We start from the raw sequence: 15,169 nt of genomic DNA on the forward strand, positions 1-15,169 counted from the left end.
ATATACAAATTTTGTTGCTATTGCATTTATACATTTTCAAAAAGAGAGAAAACCGTAGCTCCCTCTCTTTTATCCATCTTACAATTATTGATTTGCTGGCATTTTTGCTTTAATAAATGCAACCAATTGCGGATTCATTTCAACAATTGCCTGCGTATGACTTGCACCAACCACAGGTAAGAAAGTCACATCTGTACCCATGTCTTTTAAACCTTGTTGCAAAGCATTCGTCACAGGATAAGGCACTGCCATATCCGCTGTACCTTGAATAATCATCACAGGTGTATTGATTTTTTTGGTCGCAGGTTGATTATCAACTAAGAACTTTTTAACTGTTGGATTTTCTTGGAAATCCCCAGCTAAACCGGGATAATCCAAAACAGTTTTATTTGCATTTTTTACAATGAAATCACGAATATCTGCGGCAAACTTATTATGTAAATCATCTAAGCATAAGCCATTTTCACCCGTAGTACCTTCAGCAAATTCTGCAATCGTTCTTGAACGTTCTTGGAAAATTTCACGATAATTAAATTTCGGTTCGTACGCTGTAATCCCGACAGTGGTATAAGCAGCGTAGGCCAATAATTCTGCATAAACTTCAACCGCTGTTCCAACAGGTACTTTACCCTCTTGCTCTTGTTGAAGAAGATTTTTGATTGCTTGCGGAGCAACAACAGAAATAATGTAGCCTAAACTTGATGCAGGGGCACCAGCAACCGCACCTTTATAATTTGAATCGCTATTGGATAGCTCAGCCGTTCCTAAAGAACCATGTCCACCTTGAGATTGTCCGACTGACATCCACTGACCATTGATTTGACTACCGTAATGATCTTTATAGGCTTTTACTGCATAAATTGCCGAATTCGCTTCGCTCTTTAAGTTTAAATAAGGATGAATCCCTGCTGTACCCAGACCTTCATAATCTGGTGCAATAACGACGTAGCCTTCTGCCAATAAGCTTTCAGCCATGTTTTTGAAGCGTGGATTAAATGCATTATTACTCGGTGCACAACTATCGCCAATTCCTACAGTTCCATGCTCCCATACCACAACTTTCCACCCATTCGCTGGTCGCGTTGTTTTCGGTACAAAGACCATGGCTGTCGCTTTCTTGGTTTCACCCAATACATTCGGCATGTTATAGGTCATGACTTTAACTGTGGCTGCTGATGTCATGCTGTCTAAATTGTATGTTTTTTCTGAAACATAACTTTTATTGGTAGACCATTGATTATTATCATCATCGTCATTACATGCTGCCAAAAATAATGTTGCGCTACATGTAATTGCGAGTAATGTCCGTTTAAGCATTATATTCATAAGTTACCCTTCTATTTGTATTGTAATTTAACTGACTTCATGTCTTCTGATACTTAAACATAAAAAAAAGCACCTTACTAGTGCGCTTTTGATCTGAATTTCAAACGAATTCAATGTCTTTAAATAATCTATGCAGATGTTCACATTAAAATACAGATTCTTATTCCTAAGGGATAAGCATCTAGTATTTAAATACTCAAAAACATCTGCTCATTCTTTCTTTAGTTTTAAATGAACGAAGCAAATATCCCTATAAAAATGATTAAACCAACCCAACGATTATGACGAAATGCCCAAAAGCAACGTTGTGGGTCTCGGTCATTGGTTTTCATCCATTGATAAATAAAATCAGCACAAACAAGTAATAAAGCTGTAAGCCCAAATGGAACAAGAATATTTTCTAAATAAAATGCTGTGGCAATCAATGCAACACTCAAAGCCTGAAGTATTGAAATGATTTGAATATCATATTTTCCAAATAAAATTGCTGTAGATTTCACACCAATTTTTAAATCATATTCTCGGTCTGTAATCGCATATTGCGTGTCATAAGCCACTGTCCAAGCCAAATTACCAAAATATAGCAACCAACAGGTTAAATTGGGTTCAACACCAACGGCGGTATAACCCATTGGAATTGACCATGAAAATGCAGCACCTAAGAACACTTGTGGTAAGTGAGTATAACGCTTCATAAATGGGTAAATAAACGCCAAAAATAAAGCACCAAAAGACCAGTAAAAAGTTTCAATTGGGAGGAAAAATAGCATGGTAGCACTGGCAGCAACTAAGGCTAAAAAAACAAAAATTGCTTCTTTAGCACGAATAATACCCGTCGCTAAAGGGCGAGTTTTGGTACGCTCTACATGTGCATCCACTTTACGATCCGCAAAATCGTTGATTGCACAACCCGCTGCTCGCATAAAAATCGTCCCTAAAATCATTGGAATTAAAATCCCAATTGCAGGAATACCTTTATTTGCAATCCACATTGCCCACATGGTTGGCCAGAAAACCAATTCTGTACCTATCGGTTTATCAAATCGGCATAAATAGTAATATGCTTCTAAACGTTGTTGCCAAGTGGTGTGTTGAACAGTTGTCATAACAATCCTTCAGTACCTTATTTTGAAATACTTTGCTGTTTTAGAAATTGCTCAAAAGCAGGTAAAAATGTTTCTTGAACAATAAATTTACAACCATGCCAAGTATAACAACTTTGTCGTGTCCAACCTTCTTCAAGCAATAATACACGTCGTTCACATTGAGGATTGGTACGTTGAAATAGAAACTTTCCAATTGGCTTATTTCGGATATGTTTAAATAAACGTGCTTTGCTATGAATACTTAAAATAGGGAAAATACTTTTTGCTTTGACCCACGGTTGTTCTTCGCAACCAAATAAATAGCTTTCACGCACCCATGATGTATGCTGATGCGGCATTTTCATCCATTGACTATCAATAAATGTAAGTCTTTTATAATGTTCTTGAATGGGTTGAACACTAAACGTACCACCAGCAAGGTCAGTCAATTGTTGAGTAAGAGAACCTGAAGCATACAACCATGTTTTTAATTCTAAAGGAATTTGTTTTTCCTGATTTTTGCATGATTGAGCCAATGTTCTCTCCTATTTTTCAATAAAGTCGCAGTTTAACTGAAAATATCAGATATAAGCAGATGAAGCGTAAAATATATCATTTAGATGAATATTTTGCGTATTAATCATATATTTTATCAAATCATGATTTTTCTCATCTTTGGATAAATCAACAATAAAAAAACCCGCACAAGGCGGGTTTTTCATCACTTAAATTCGAAAACGAATTACAAGCTGTAGTACATATCAAATTCAACTGGGTGAGTTGTCGTGTTAAGACGACGAACATCTTCAGTTTTAAGTTCGATGTATGCATCTAACATTTCTTTAGTGAACACGCCACCTTTAAGAAGGAAGTCTTGATCCGCTTTAAGTGCTTCAAGCGCCATATCTAGGCTATGAGCAACTGTTGGGATTTTAGCTTCTTCTTCAGGAGGAAGATCATACAAGTTTTTATCAGCAGCTTCACCTGGGTGGATCTTGTTTTGGATACCATCAAGACCAGCCATTAACAATGCTGCAAAACCTAAGTATGGGTTCATCATTGGATCTGGGAAACGTGCTTCGATACGCTTACCTTTAGGGCTAGAAACGTATGGAATACGGATAGAAGCAGAACGGTTACGTGCTGAGTAAGCAAGCATAATTGGTGCTTCGAAGTGTGGAACTAAACGCTTATACGAGTTCGTAGAAGGGTTTGTAATCGCATTCAATGCACGAGCGTGCTTGATGATACCACCGATGAAGTAAAGCGCCATTTCAGAAAGGCCAGCGTATTCATCACCAGCAAACAAGTTCTTGCCATCTTTAGAGATAGACATATGAACGTGCATACCAGAACCATTATCACCAACCATTGGCTTAGGCATGAAAGTCGCAGTTTTTGCATATTGGTGCGCAACGTTCCAAACAGCATATTTGAACTGTTGAACTTCGTCAGCTTTACGTACCATTGTGTTGAAACTTACACCAATTTCTAACTGGCAAGATGCAACTTCGTGGTGGTGTACTTCTACACGACCTGGGCCCATGATGTCTTCGATACGAGCACACATTTCAGCACGCATATCTTGTGAAGAATCAACTGGAGGAACTGGGAAATAACCACCTTTAACGCGAGGACGGTGGCCAGAGTTACCTGCTTCGTAATCTTTACCTGTTGACCAAGCCGCTTCTTCAGCGATCAATGTGTGGCGAGCGCCAGACATGTCGATGTCCCATTTAACTTCGTCGAAAACAAAGAATTCTGGCTCTGGGCCAAAGAATGCAGTATCACCAATACCTGTAGATTTTAGGTATTCTTCAGCACGACGAGCAATTGAACGTGGATCACGGTCATAACCTTGACCAGTAGAAGGTTCAATTACATCACAAGTTACAACGATAGTTGCTTCAGCAAAGAACGGGTCAAGGAAAGCAGTTTCTGGATCTGGACGTAGAATCATGTCAGATGCTTCAATGCCTTTCCAACCAGCGATTGAAGAACCATCAAACATTTTACCATCTTCAAAAGTATCTTCATCGATAGTATCTGATGGGTAGCTTACGTGCTGCTCTTTACCCTTAGTATCAGTAAAGCGAAAATCGACCCATTTTGCGCCACTTTCTTGTATGAGTTGAAGGACTTTGTTCGCCATGCTCATTTTGCTCCAATGCATTTTTGTTGCACTTACAAAGTGCGTGTTAGTAGTTGATGTTTATATAGCAATTACCGTACCAACTTTTTAAACGGCTGCTAAAATATTGAAATCCTTATTAGAAAATAAGCTTAGCAACCTTTAATTTCTAACTATTATACTGAGAGTATTTAGAATTGCACTATATTCAAACACACTTGCAAATTTTATATTACAATGCGCAACTTTAATGCACCAACTTTGTGCAAATATACTTATTTGTTTTAATTTGGTGCTTATTTTGCCTTAAATAAGTCTATTTTACTGAATTTATCTAAATATAATTTAAAAACAAAAAAAGCGTATCAATGAATACGCTTTCAAAATTGGTTTATCAGACTGATAAAAAATTAAATACAGTACTAAATAGATAGCTTTATAAGTTAACCAAATTCAACTTCTGCACGGGCAATCAATGCTTCAACCATAAGTAATACATCATCTTTTTCTCTAGCATCAATTGCAAAAATAGGCATAGTGAGCTGATTCAAATGCATCCAGTCTTTATATTGTTTTAACAAATGTTGTGGATCTTCATCAACATGAGTCACGCCGACAACGATATTATTTACATATTCTTTAAAGGCTTGAAAATAAAATTTTAAATCTTCAATTGCATCTTTTTGCGAATGGTCAATCAATACCACTGCACCAATCGCTCCTTTGCAAATCACAGACCATACGAAATCAAAGCGATCTTGTCCTGGTGTACCATACAGACCCACTGCAACTTCATCATCCAGTTTGATTTCTCCGTAATCAATTCCAACTGTAGTCAATGCTTTACTATGCGCTTGTTCATCGGTATTGTGCGCTTCGGTTGAAAGTACCGATATTTCAGATAATGATTTAATCGCTGCTGTTTTACCAGCACCCATTTTACCGCCAAATACAATTTTATATTTATGTAGTATCACTTCATCACCTGTTGTATTTATTACACTTTTAGCAGACTGTAAATTTATTTTTAATACACATAAAGTTTAACAACTTAACTTTGTAAAACTTAGCTTAGCAAAAACTGAGTTTAGTGAATATGTGCAACAAAATACTTTACAATGAACGTTCATTGTCTAGCTTTATAGACCCAATTTCTTTCTTAACTTACCAAAAAAGCCACGAAGAACACTTGAGGACTCTTTTTCTTCAGTCATCAGTTTTGCAGCATCTGAAGGTATGTTTTGAAGTACATTACATAGTAAAGCGATTGAAACAAACTTATTAATTTGTTCTAAACTATATCCTGTTTTTTGAGCAACTTGCTTAGGGTTTGCACCTTGCTCAAAACAAGCAGCGATTTTAAAAACCAATTTTCGTTCATTTTGAGGATCAGGTTGAGGCCAAAACTTTAACTTATAGGAATCCGAATGGTTTTGCTTAAAGTCCAAATCTTCAGAGTGCCATAAGACATTCCAAAGCCATGATGTCAAATCCGCTCCCTGCATTGAACTTACAGATTGAGCCATTTGCATGGTTGCATAAGTATAGTTTAGAGAAGCATCTGTTCGCTGCAATTTCCGTGCTTGATTAATCCAAACCTGTTGAGTCCGAATATTCATTAACGCAATATTACCTTTTGAATCAAAAACCTGAATATTTCCATTTCTTTCATTGAAAAATTCAGGAACGACTTTTTTTAAGTCCATTTTTTTGGAAATTTGATTCACAAAAGTTTCTGTTTTATTGCTTACAGGCACACGTAGATATCGATCTTTAAACCATTGTCTAATCTCTTCGGTAGTTGAAAAAGGTAAATATAATTTATCCCCTTCAATCGTACCTGACTTTTCATTTTTATTGACTAAGCGTAAATAGGGAATCTTTTTTGCACCAACTAGATTCTGAATAGTCGCTGAACTAAAAAACATATCATTGACTAAAAGAATATCTAAATGAGGGTCAGCAATAGTCGCCCAACTCACTTTCAAAGAGTCATCGTACATTGTTTGAACTTTTTGCTTAATGCTTTCAAGTACATTTAAACTTAAACCAAATATAGCAATTTTTATTTCTTCTTTCATCAAACCCCCATAGCCACATTATAAAACGTGACAATATTAACATTTTATTTTTAAAAAAACATACAAATCACATTAAAAAACTAAAAAATTACAGAATAATTTATATTATTTTTACCTTATAAATTATAAAAATGTAATATCCAATTGATAAAAAAAATATTAAAACAACAATAATATTTTTAATTAAATAAAAATCACACAATTTATTGTAAAACAATAGCTTATTTTTATCAAAAACATGTATTTTAAATACAAAATATTGATTAAATGAATATAAAAATCATTCTCATATTTATTTCACAATATTATATTAAATTAGGCTTAACTTATTTTTTATTCAATATAAAAACACTTGTATTTTAATTAAAAAATGAGGTTAAGTTTCACTAATATAATATATAAAATGATTTTAATTTAGTATTAAAAACATTAATGAATATGATCCATTTACTTACTTAAATAATGATAAATATCTCGAAAATATGAGTCACGATAAATAGAAAACTCATGAATGATAGTCATATGATCTTTTAAAGATATAAAAGCTTTGGATGACCACAGCAAGATCGATGATTTATGTTAAATTACTGAAAGGCTTTGAAATACCTCTCGATCTACCACAAATTTTTTTAGATTTTGGGATGGTCATTCAAAGAATAAATCATCGTTAGATTAAAATACCTTCCGACCAACTTTTTGTTTTCTATAACTATATGTTTAAAGCTTAACTCAACTTTGAAAGCTCTTTTTATTTAGACCTTCCTAAAAAAACCTCCCGAAGGAGGTTTACATTTGAAATTAAAATTATGGAACAGGCCTAAACCATTTAATAAACAAATCAAGCCCACTCTCATTTGGAGTTGTATCCAAAGAATACTTTTTTTGGTTCAATTCCGCCAATATTGCTTCTTGATCTTCTGCACTTACATTCGATGGAATAGTATAGCCTGCACTGAAATAACCTAAATCAGAACTTGCTTTAATTTGAGCTGCAATTTCATTACGCAACGTTTCAAGTGTTTTCTTGGGCTGATGATTTTCTGAATTTTGTTTTGCTTCCGTTGCATCAATAATTGACATCGTTTTCTCCATATTCTTCTATAGTGAATCATTATAAAATATAACAAAACTAAATATGGAACAATGTTGACCAATCAATAATTACAATGCTTATGAATGTCCATCGCTTATGAATAAAGATATGTTTTGATGCGAATTTTATGTGAAGCAAAAAGTCAAAGAATCTCCGCAAGAATCTGATATTATAGTGAGTTAGTAGCAAGTTTTTTGTTACTAAAAATTAGACAAACAGCAAAATGAGTAACATAGTGAGTAATATCACTAATACAATACTAATTATGCTATAAATATCAGAGGTTTAAGCCAAAAATGCTTCTAATGATCGACAACTATGACTCGTTTACTTATAACATCGTCCAATATTTTGGCGAGTTAAATCAAGAAGTAAAAGTAGTCCGTAATGATGCCGTGACTTTAGAGGATATTGAACGATGGCAACCAAAGTATTTAGTGATTGGGCCTGGTCCTTGCTCTCCTTCAGAGGCAGGTATTTCTATCCCTGCAATTCAACATTTTGCAGGAAAAATCCCTTTGCTCGGTGTTTGCTTAGGACATCAAGCAATTGGACAGGCTTTTGGTGGTGACATTGTCCGTGCCAAAACAGTGATGCATGGTCGTTTATCTGACATGTACCACAGTGATACAGGCATTTTCAGCAACCTCCCTTCTCCATTTTCAGCCACTCGCTATCATTCTCTTGTGATTGATCAAGCAACTGTTCCTGAATGCCTTGAAGTGACGTGTTGGACCAATGAAACTGATGGCTCTATGGAAGAAATCATGGGTGTAAAACATAAGACATTACCTATAGAAGGTGTGCAATTTCATCCTGAATCAATCCTGAGCCAACATGGTCACCAAATCTTTAAAAACTTTTTAGATATTTATGCATAAAGAGCGTAACCAAGATAATGAATATTCAACAAGCTTTAAATAATATCACCAAAAATATTGAGCTGACCCAACCACAAATGGAAGAAGTCATGCGCACGATCATGAGTGGTGAAGCCACAGATGCACAAATTGGTGCATTGATGATGGGACTGCGTTTAAAAGGCGAAAGTATTGATGAAATCACAGCGGCTGCGCGTGTCATGCGTGAGTTTGCGATTAAAATAGATGTCAGTGACATTCCGCATCTGATCGATATCGTCGGCACAGGCGGTGATGGTCAAAACCTATTCAATGTTTCTACTGCATCTTCTTTCGTGATTGCAGCTGCGGGCGCAACCATTGCCAAACATGGTAATCGTGGCGTTTCTTCAAAATCAGGTTCTTCTGATTTATTAGAACAAGCAGGCATCAACCTCGATTTAAATATGCAACAGACTGAACGTTGTATCCGTGAAATGGGTGTCGGTTTTTTATTTGCACCAAACCATCATAAAGCGATGAAATATGCTGCTGGCCCACGTAAAGAGTTAGGCTTCCGTAGTATTTTCAATCTCCTTGGCCCGCTTACGAATCCGGCTGGGGTACGCCGCTATGTGATTGGCGTATTCTCAACCGAATTATGTCGCCCACTTGCTGAAGTGCTCAAACAACTGGGGGCTGAACATGTCATGGTGGTTCATTCTAAAGATGGCTTAGATGAGATTAGCCTCGCATCAGCAACCTATGTAGCTGAGCTCAAAGAGGGTGAAATCACAGAATGGATGATTCAGCCTGAAGACGTTGATATTGAATCTCAGACATTGACAGGCTTATCTGTAGAAAGTGCGGCTGAAAGTCTAGTGTTGATTAAAGATGCTTTAAGCAAGAATAAATCAACCAAAGGTGAAAAAGCAGCCAATATGATTGCTTTAAATGCAGGTGCGGGTATCTATGTTTCAGGTTTAACCAAAACCTATAAACAAGGTGTCGCTTTAGCACATGATATTATCTATGGTGGGCAGGCTTTAGAAAAAATGGGCATTTTGTCTGAATTTACCAAAACGCTCAAAGAATACGAAGCTTAAGGATTTAAGGAAAGTCATCATGGTTAATATTGCCAATACCATTTTAGGTAAAATTGTTGATCGTAAACATGAAGAGTTTGCGATTCGTTTAAAACAACATAGTTTAAAAGATGTTGAAGAACTTGCAAAAGCTGCAACGCCAGTTCGCAGTTTTGCTCAATCTTTACTGAGCAAACGTCCCGGTGTGATTGCTGAAATCAAGAAAGCATCGCCATCAAAAGGGATCATTCGTGAAAACTTTAATCCTGCGGAAATTGCAGAACAGTATGAACAAGCAGGTGCTGCATGTTTGTCTGTTTTAACCGATGTTGATTTTTTCCAAGGTGCAGATGAAAACATTCAAATTGCACGTAATCATTGTTCACTTCCTGCTTTGCGTAAGGATTTTCTAATTGATCCTTATGGCGTGATTGAAGCACGTGCTTTACATGCGGATTGTATTTTATTGATTGTGGCTTGTTTGTCTGACCAACAACTTGAAGAAATGTCAAAAACTGCATTTGAACACAACCTAGATGTACTGGTTGAAGTTCATGATGAAGATGAACTTGAACGTGCGATGAAGCTTTCTGAACGCTGTATTCTAGGCGTCAATAATCGTAATCTTAAAAACTTCGATGTTGATTTAAATACCTCATTGCGTTTAAAAAGATTACTCGATCCATCGCGTTTATTGGTCACTGAAAGTGGTATTGCGACGCCTGCTGATGTTGCAATGATGCAAGAGCATGACATTCACGCTTTCTTGGTCGGTGAAAGTTTTATGAAGCAACCACGTCCAGATGAAGCTTTTAAAGCTCTGTTTGGGGTTCCTCATTCTATTTAAACTGAATCCTTCAAATCGTGATTTGATGCTTCAATTTAGCTTTAGATGATATTTGAGTCTGTTATTTAATTTTTTCTTTTATGAATAAGAATTTTAAATCGTTGATTCTCAAAAAAGCCCAACGCTTTTGAGTTGGGCTTTTTATTCTCTAAATTATTTATAATGGATGCACATAAGTTAACGTCTGTTCGGGATAAACTTTGATGTAAGTTATTGAAAAGATAGATCAGGCACAGCGGAGTCTTACCGTTTAAAGTCAAATGTAAGGATTAACCTTCGGTTCGACCTGAGAGGTACTACCTCGCAAGGCTTTCGGGATGAGTGGCACTGCCACGCAAGGGCAAAATCATTTGTCAGTCGCCAACTCGACAGATACCATCAAGTATCTAATATATTGCAAAAACATTATATTACAGATGTAGTCTTGCCTCGAACAATGCGACTGACGTTTCCGAGTATCATATAGTTGGGAACATACCTTATCCCGAACTCAGGTTAAGTTAATAACTTGTGATCACTCCCGTGGCTTCTCGTTCTTGAATACTGATGGTCGGACTATTCGGTGCTTCAATAATTTCAGTAAGAATAAAACGTACTTGTGCAATACTCGGCTTGTCTTTTAAATCATGTTCTAAAATCTTATTTAATTTTCCAACTTCAATCGAATTTGGAGGAGTATCACCTCTGACGACAATACGAACCAATGTAAATTCATCGTGTTTTTCGAATTGAATCGTATCAACAATATTATTATTTTTATTCAGTAAGGTCTCAACTTCGGCTTTAATATCAGTCTCATATAATTGTTGACGCAACAAATGCATAAAATTCAAAGACAAATAGATGGTGAGTACCAAAAGGCAGATTAAACTTATCGCATTTCTTTTAATAAATTCAATGACATTACTTTTAACTTCAATATCTGAACCACGTCTAAAACCTGCAATCCACAATACAAGTGATGAACTCACTTGAATGGCTATAATATTGGTCGCAGCTAAAATAAAAGCATTCGCCGCATTTCTCCACTCCATATGTGCAAATAAAATGCCGCTTGCAACCAAAGGAGGAACCAAAGCTGTGGCGACAGCAACACCAACAACTGCAACAGAAAGCCGTGGAGATATCGATGCAAATGCCCCTGCTGCCCCCCCTGCTAAAGCGATCATTAAATCCATGATTGTGGGTTGAGTTCGAGAAAGAATTTCATGTGTAATTGGAACATCAATATTAATTAAGCCTAAGATGATCCCAATGGCATAGATCATTGCAATGCCTAAGGAAAGTGTAGTTAAGGCCGTTCTAAATAATATCCAGCGATTATCAATCAAAGATAAGGCGATACCCGAAATTGGCCCTAACATTATTGCAACTAACATAGCTCCAATGACCACAGCAGATGAATTGGTTAATAAACCATATCCCGCAATAATTGCAGCTAAGGCATTCATGATAAAAAATGTTCTACTCGGCAAAGCATTTGCCTGAATATTTAAACGAACTTGCTTATGATCAATTTTTTTTGAATTCTCTCGCAACGCTTGTTTATATCTCAATTTTTCTTTGAGGATTTCATACTTTTTTTGATCAGGAGTATCTTCAACAATGATTGTTGGATCTTTATCTTTTTCATTTGCCATAAGTCTTTATTTATCTTGTAATGTCTTAAATTAATTTAGCTTATTTTTTAAACAACGTGTAGAGAAATCTGTTAATAAATAATTTTCTAATCATGTCTTTTATCCATTCACATCCTCAACTTTGTATAATTTTTAAAAAATAATATTCAATATAGTTATTGGAAAATCACAACTAGGCATTCTCTCTAAGCCGTAAATGAAGTGTAAATAGATGATTGCAGAAACTATGCCTATTTCCAAATTATTCTCAAAATATATGATGACTTATATCTCAACATCTATGTCAAAACGCTGAAAGACACAGTGAATTCAATTCAGTTCAATTTTTAATGGATTAAGTCTATAATGCTAATCAAATATTCTCCTTTTACTGTTTTTTGCAATTATGAGTAAATCTGATTCTACATTCTCCAAATCACAACTTGATCTTTTAAAACAATTCAAAAAACAAATTTCAACGGGTCAATCACAATTTGATTCTACAAAGAAACAGCAAAAAACAGCTCCTGTTGTCGCGCCCATACAACAGGATGATGATCTTGCTTTGTTCAATCAAGCGATGCGCGGTGTTAAAACGATAGATAATAGTAATATTGCTAAAATACAAACGAATAATGTTCGAAAAAAACCAGATGCTAAAACACTGGCAAAACGTGCCGCGGCTGAAGGTCCAACTGAAACTGAACATGCTGAATTATCAGATACACATGCAATGCTCAATCCAGTTGCAAGTCAGGCGACTTTAAGTTATCGCATCGCAACCTTACAGCACAAAGTTTTTGAAGATTTGAAAGCAGGCAATGTACGATGGTATGAAGCTGTAGATTTGCATGGTTGTACTGTGGAAGAGGCAAGAACCGCAGTTTTGGAGATTATCCAAATTGCGAAGAGTGAGAACCAAAATGTAATTAAAATTGTTCACGGTAAAGGCCCAGAAGCCATTTTAAAATCCTATGTAAATAGCTGGCTTCGTCAGCACCGTGATGTTTTAGCTTTTGTCAGTGCGCCTGAGAAGCAAGGTGGCACAGGTGCAGTTTTAGTGTTATTGAAACGTGCTGAAAAAAATCCAAAATTTAATCAGGATCAATAATCCATTTTTTACTCACAAATTTTGTGATTGATGATCAATATCCTTTAAAATACGGTTTATCCTGTAGTAGTCAGACTTTTTTGGTTTTTCTGCTACAATGCCGTCCTTGTTCAATCCGTATAAGTGAACACGTTATATGTCTATGCAGCAATCCTACGCAAATATTTTAACTGCCGTTGGCGAGGACTTAGATCGTCCTGGTTTGAAAGATACACCTATGCGTGCGGCTAAAGCTTTTTCGTATTTGACGTCTGGCTATAGCAAGACCTTGGAAGAAGTGACCAATAATGCGGTCTTTCCTTCTGATAATGATGAAATGGTGTTGGTTAAAAATATCGAATTTTATTCTTTATGTGAGCACCATTTATTGCCTTTTCATGGTCGTGTGCATATTGCCTATTTACCTTCTGGTAATGTTTTAGGTTTATCTAAATTTGCACGAATCACTGAAATGTTTGCACGTCGTTTGCAAATTCAAGAGCAACTGACTAAGCAAATTGCAGATGCTGTTGCAGAAGTCACTCAGGCGCGTGGTGTCGCTGTTGTCATCGATTCAGCACATATGTGTATGATGATGCGTGGTGTAAGCAAACAAGAATCAACGACACGTACTGTATCCTTTGTCGGTGATTTTAAAACTGATAAAGAAGCACGTCGTGAATTCTTACAAGCTGTACCTGAAGCACATTGATTTTATGAATTTTTCATCATTTCTATCTATAAAGATTGCTTTAAGCTTCAACTTCAATTGAGGCTTTCTTTTTAAATAAGGTTTTTAAAATGTCTTCAATTTGGTTAGCTGGTCATGGATTAACAAACAGTGAAATAAGTGAAGATCACCCTCGTGCGGATCGTTTGGTAAAAGGTAATCCAAAACGTTTAACTCAAAGTTTGTATGATCATCCAAATATGAATTGTGGTATTTGGCAATGTGAAGTAGGTGCATGGAATATTCAATTTGCAGATAATAAACAAGAGTTTTTTCAAATTATTGAAGGTGCTGTGCGTTTACATGACGCAAATGGCCAATCATTTATAGAAATAAAAGCTGGCGAAGCTGGCATTATTCCCCCTTCATTTATCGGTACATTTGAAGTCATTGAAACAGTTAAAAAATACTTTGTCGTTGTCGAAGTATAAAACGAAGATAACGTCAGTTCGGGATAAACTATCAAGTACCTAATATATTGCAAAAACAGTATATTACAGATCTTGCGGAATATATTCCTCATGTCTCAAACAATACGACTGACGTTTCTGCGTATCCTATAGTTAGGAATATAGCTTACCCCGAACTCAGGTTATTTAGAATTTTCCCCATATAGCGTTCATCCAATAACTGTCCTTGATAAAACATACTCTTAGTACGAATCCCTTCTGTTTTGAATCCGAGCTTTTCATAGAACTTAATCGTATTGTCTTGAATAACAGTCAGTTCAATCCTGATCGCCCCTTGTGCCATAGCCCACGATTCGGCATAGCGGTATAACGCATTGGCTAAATTCTTTCCATGATAGTTTTTCAAAATGCCTATCACCAATTGAAAACAATGCTTTACTTTATTAAATGGTTTTCTAGAAAGCGCAATAAAACCAACAATATGCTGTTGATCAATAGCAATAAATATTTTCTCATTCTCTGATGTATTTAAAGTTTTAATATATTCAATTTGCTGACTCAATGAGATTGGTCTTTCCCCTACCTCAAAGAGCATGAATTCCGTTTCAACATCGAGTTGGCTAAAAAATTTTATCAAGCTTTCAGCATCTTGTATCTCAATTTGTCTTATTTCCATATGAGCTTATACTTCTAACAATAAATTCACTGCTTTCAGTATATAACATGAAAAAAAGTCTAATTAAAACATAATGATGATAAAACACCAGCGATAGAACTCAAGGTGATTAAAATAGACAAAAGATCATTTATTAAACAGGTTAATTATTTCGAAC

15 protein-coding genes are annotated in these 15,169 nt (G+C 35.8%); 6 read left to right on the forward strand and 9 right to left on the reverse strand.

The window, feature by feature from the left end:
- Positions 1–84 precede the first annotated feature (84 nt).
- The 7 genes from CDA10_RS00425 to CDA10_RS00455 form a co-directional block, all read right to left on the reverse strand.
- Complete coding sequence (locus CDA10_RS00425; protein WP_089603560.1) at positions 85–1,326, reverse strand: alpha/beta hydrolase family protein; 1,242 nt, start codon at positions 1,324–1,326, stop codon at positions 85–87.
- A 227-nt stretch (positions 1,327–1,553) separates the two neighbouring features.
- Entirely contained in the window at positions 1,554–2,432 is an 879-nt protein-coding gene (gene ubiA, locus CDA10_RS00430) for a 4-hydroxybenzoate octaprenyltransferase (protein WP_089603561.1), read from the reverse strand.
- Between the two features lie 17 nt (positions 2,433–2,449).
- A complete protein-coding gene (locus CDA10_RS00435) occupies positions 2,450–2,947 on the reverse strand; it encodes a chorismate--pyruvate lyase family protein (RefSeq protein WP_089603562.1) in 498 nt (165 codons plus the stop codon).
- A 206-nt stretch (positions 2,948–3,153) separates the two neighbouring features.
- Positions 3,154–4,569 carry a type I glutamate--ammonia ligase gene (gene glnA, locus CDA10_RS00440; protein ID WP_171057687.1) on the reverse strand — a complete coding sequence of 472 codons (1,416 nt, stop codon included), beginning with the start codon at positions 4,567–4,569 and terminating at the stop codon, positions 3,154–3,156.
- A 416-nt stretch (positions 4,570–4,985) separates the two neighbouring features.
- Entirely contained in the window at positions 4,986–5,519 is a 534-nt protein-coding gene (locus CDA10_RS00445) for a GTP-binding protein (RefSeq protein WP_089603563.1), read from the reverse strand.
- A gap of 162 nt (positions 5,520–5,681) precedes the next feature.
- Positions 5,682–6,623 carry a hypothetical protein gene (locus tag CDA10_RS00450; protein ID WP_089603564.1) on the reverse strand — a complete coding sequence of 314 codons (942 nt, stop codon included), beginning with the start codon at positions 6,621–6,623 and terminating at the stop codon, positions 5,682–5,684.
- A gap of 804 nt (positions 6,624–7,427) precedes the next feature.
- Positions 7,428–7,703: a hypothetical protein gene (locus tag CDA10_RS00455; RefSeq protein ID WP_089603565.1), complete on the reverse strand. Its 276-nt coding sequence runs from the start codon at positions 7,701–7,703 to the stop codon at positions 7,428–7,430.
- A gap of 309 nt (positions 7,704–8,012) precedes the next feature.
- On the opposite strand from CDA10_RS00455, the gene CDA10_RS00460 reads away from it, so the two are divergent.
- Genes CDA10_RS00460 through trpC form a run of 3 tightly spaced genes read left to right on the forward strand, consistent with a single transcriptional unit; the run spans position 8,013 to position 10,487 of the window.
- Positions 8,013–8,597 (forward strand): anthranilate synthase component II, encoded by a 585-nt coding sequence (locus tag CDA10_RS00460; protein ID WP_089603566.1) that lies wholly within the window; start codon positions 8,013–8,015, stop codon positions 8,595–8,597.
- A gap of 17 nt (positions 8,598–8,614) precedes the next feature.
- Positions 8,615–9,661, forward strand: coding sequence for an anthranilate phosphoribosyltransferase (gene trpD, locus CDA10_RS00465; protein WP_089603567.1), 1,047 nt, complete (start codon positions 8,615–8,617; stop codon positions 9,659–9,661).
- 19 nt (positions 9,662–9,680) lie between these two features.
- Entirely contained in the window at positions 9,681–10,487 is an 807-nt protein-coding gene (gene trpC / locus CDA10_RS00470; RefSeq protein ID WP_089603568.1) for an indole-3-glycerol phosphate synthase TrpC, read from the forward strand.
- A gap of 500 nt (positions 10,488–10,987) precedes the next feature.
- On the opposite strand, the gene CDA10_RS00475 is transcribed toward trpC, so the two are convergent.
- Positions 10,988–12,127 carry a DUF389 domain-containing protein gene (locus tag CDA10_RS00475; protein ID WP_089603569.1) on the reverse strand — a complete coding sequence of 380 codons (1,140 nt, stop codon included), beginning with the start codon at positions 12,125–12,127 and terminating at the stop codon, positions 10,988–10,990.
- 385 nt (positions 12,128–12,512) lie between these two features.
- Between CDA10_RS00475 and CDA10_RS00480 the strand changes: the two genes are divergently transcribed.
- The 3 genes from CDA10_RS00480 (at position 12,513) to CDA10_RS00490 (ending at position 14,357) form a co-directional block, all read left to right on the forward strand.
- The gene (locus tag CDA10_RS00480) at positions 12,513–13,217 is read left to right on the forward strand and encodes a Smr/MutS family protein (RefSeq protein ID WP_089603570.1); all 705 of its coding nucleotides are present in this window, start codon (positions 12,513–12,515) and stop codon (positions 13,215–13,217) included.
- Between the two features lie 142 nt (positions 13,218–13,359).
- Positions 13,360–13,908, forward strand: coding sequence for a GTP cyclohydrolase I FolE (gene folE, locus CDA10_RS00485; protein WP_171057689.1), 549 nt, complete (start codon positions 13,360–13,362; stop codon positions 13,906–13,908).
- Between the two features lie 89 nt (positions 13,909–13,997).
- A complete protein-coding gene (locus tag CDA10_RS00490) occupies positions 13,998–14,357 on the forward strand; it encodes a cupin domain-containing protein (RefSeq protein ID WP_089603571.1) in 360 nt (119 codons plus the stop codon).
- A gap of 145 nt (positions 14,358–14,502) precedes the next feature.
- On the opposite strand, the gene CDA10_RS00495 is transcribed toward CDA10_RS00490, so the two are convergent.
- Entirely contained in the window at positions 14,503–15,012 is a 510-nt protein-coding gene (locus CDA10_RS00495) for a GNAT family N-acetyltransferase (protein ID WP_089603572.1), read from the reverse strand.
- Between the last annotated feature and the right edge of the window lie 157 nt (positions 15,013–15,169).

Source organism: Acinetobacter piscicola, from assembly GCF_002233755.1.
Lineage (GTDB): Bacteria > Pseudomonadota > Gammaproteobacteria > Pseudomonadales > Moraxellaceae > Acinetobacter > Acinetobacter piscicola.

Excerpts from the sequence above, each read along its gene's own strand:
- CDA10_RS00425 (WP_089603560.1), bottom strand. The coding sequence starts at position 1,326 with ATGAATATAATGCTTAAACGGACATTACTCGCAATTACATGTAGCGCA.
- ubiA (WP_089603561.1), bottom strand. The coding sequence starts at position 2,432 with ATGACAACTGTTCAACACACCACTTGGCAACAACGTTTAGAAGCATAT.
- glnA (WP_171057687.1), bottom strand. The coding sequence starts at position 4,569 with ATGAGCATGGCGAACAAAGTCCTTCAACTCATACAAGAAAGTGGCGCA.
- CDA10_RS00450 (WP_089603564.1), bottom strand. The coding sequence starts at position 6,623 with ATGAAAGAAGAAATAAAAATTGCTATATTTGGTTTAAGTTTAAATGTA.
- CDA10_RS00455 (WP_089603565.1), bottom strand. The coding sequence starts at position 7,703 with ATGTCAATTATTGATGCAACGGAAGCAAAACAAAATTCAGAAAATCAT.
- CDA10_RS00460 (WP_089603566.1), top strand. The coding sequence starts at position 8,013 with ATGCTTCTAATGATCGACAACTATGACTCGTTTACTTATAACATCGTC.
- trpD (WP_089603567.1), top strand. The coding sequence starts at position 8,615 with ATGAATATTCAACAAGCTTTAAATAATATCACCAAAAATATTGAGCTG.
- trpC (WP_089603568.1), top strand. The coding sequence starts at position 9,681 with ATGGTTAATATTGCCAATACCATTTTAGGTAAAATTGTTGATCGTAAA.
- CDA10_RS00475 (WP_089603569.1), bottom strand. The coding sequence starts at position 12,127 with ATGGCAAATGAAAAAGATAAAGATCCAACAATCATTGTTGAAGATACT.
- CDA10_RS00480 (WP_089603570.1), top strand. The coding sequence starts at position 12,513 with ATGAGTAAATCTGATTCTACATTCTCCAAATCACAACTTGATCTTTTA.
- folE (WP_171057689.1), top strand. The coding sequence starts at position 13,360 with ATGCAGCAATCCTACGCAAATATTTTAACTGCCGTTGGCGAGGACTTA.
- CDA10_RS00490 (WP_089603571.1), top strand. The coding sequence starts at position 13,998 with ATGTCTTCAATTTGGTTAGCTGGTCATGGATTAACAAACAGTGAAATA.
- CDA10_RS00495 (WP_089603572.1), bottom strand. The coding sequence starts at position 15,012 with ATGGAAATAAGACAAATTGAGATACAAGATGCTGAAAGCTTGATAAAA.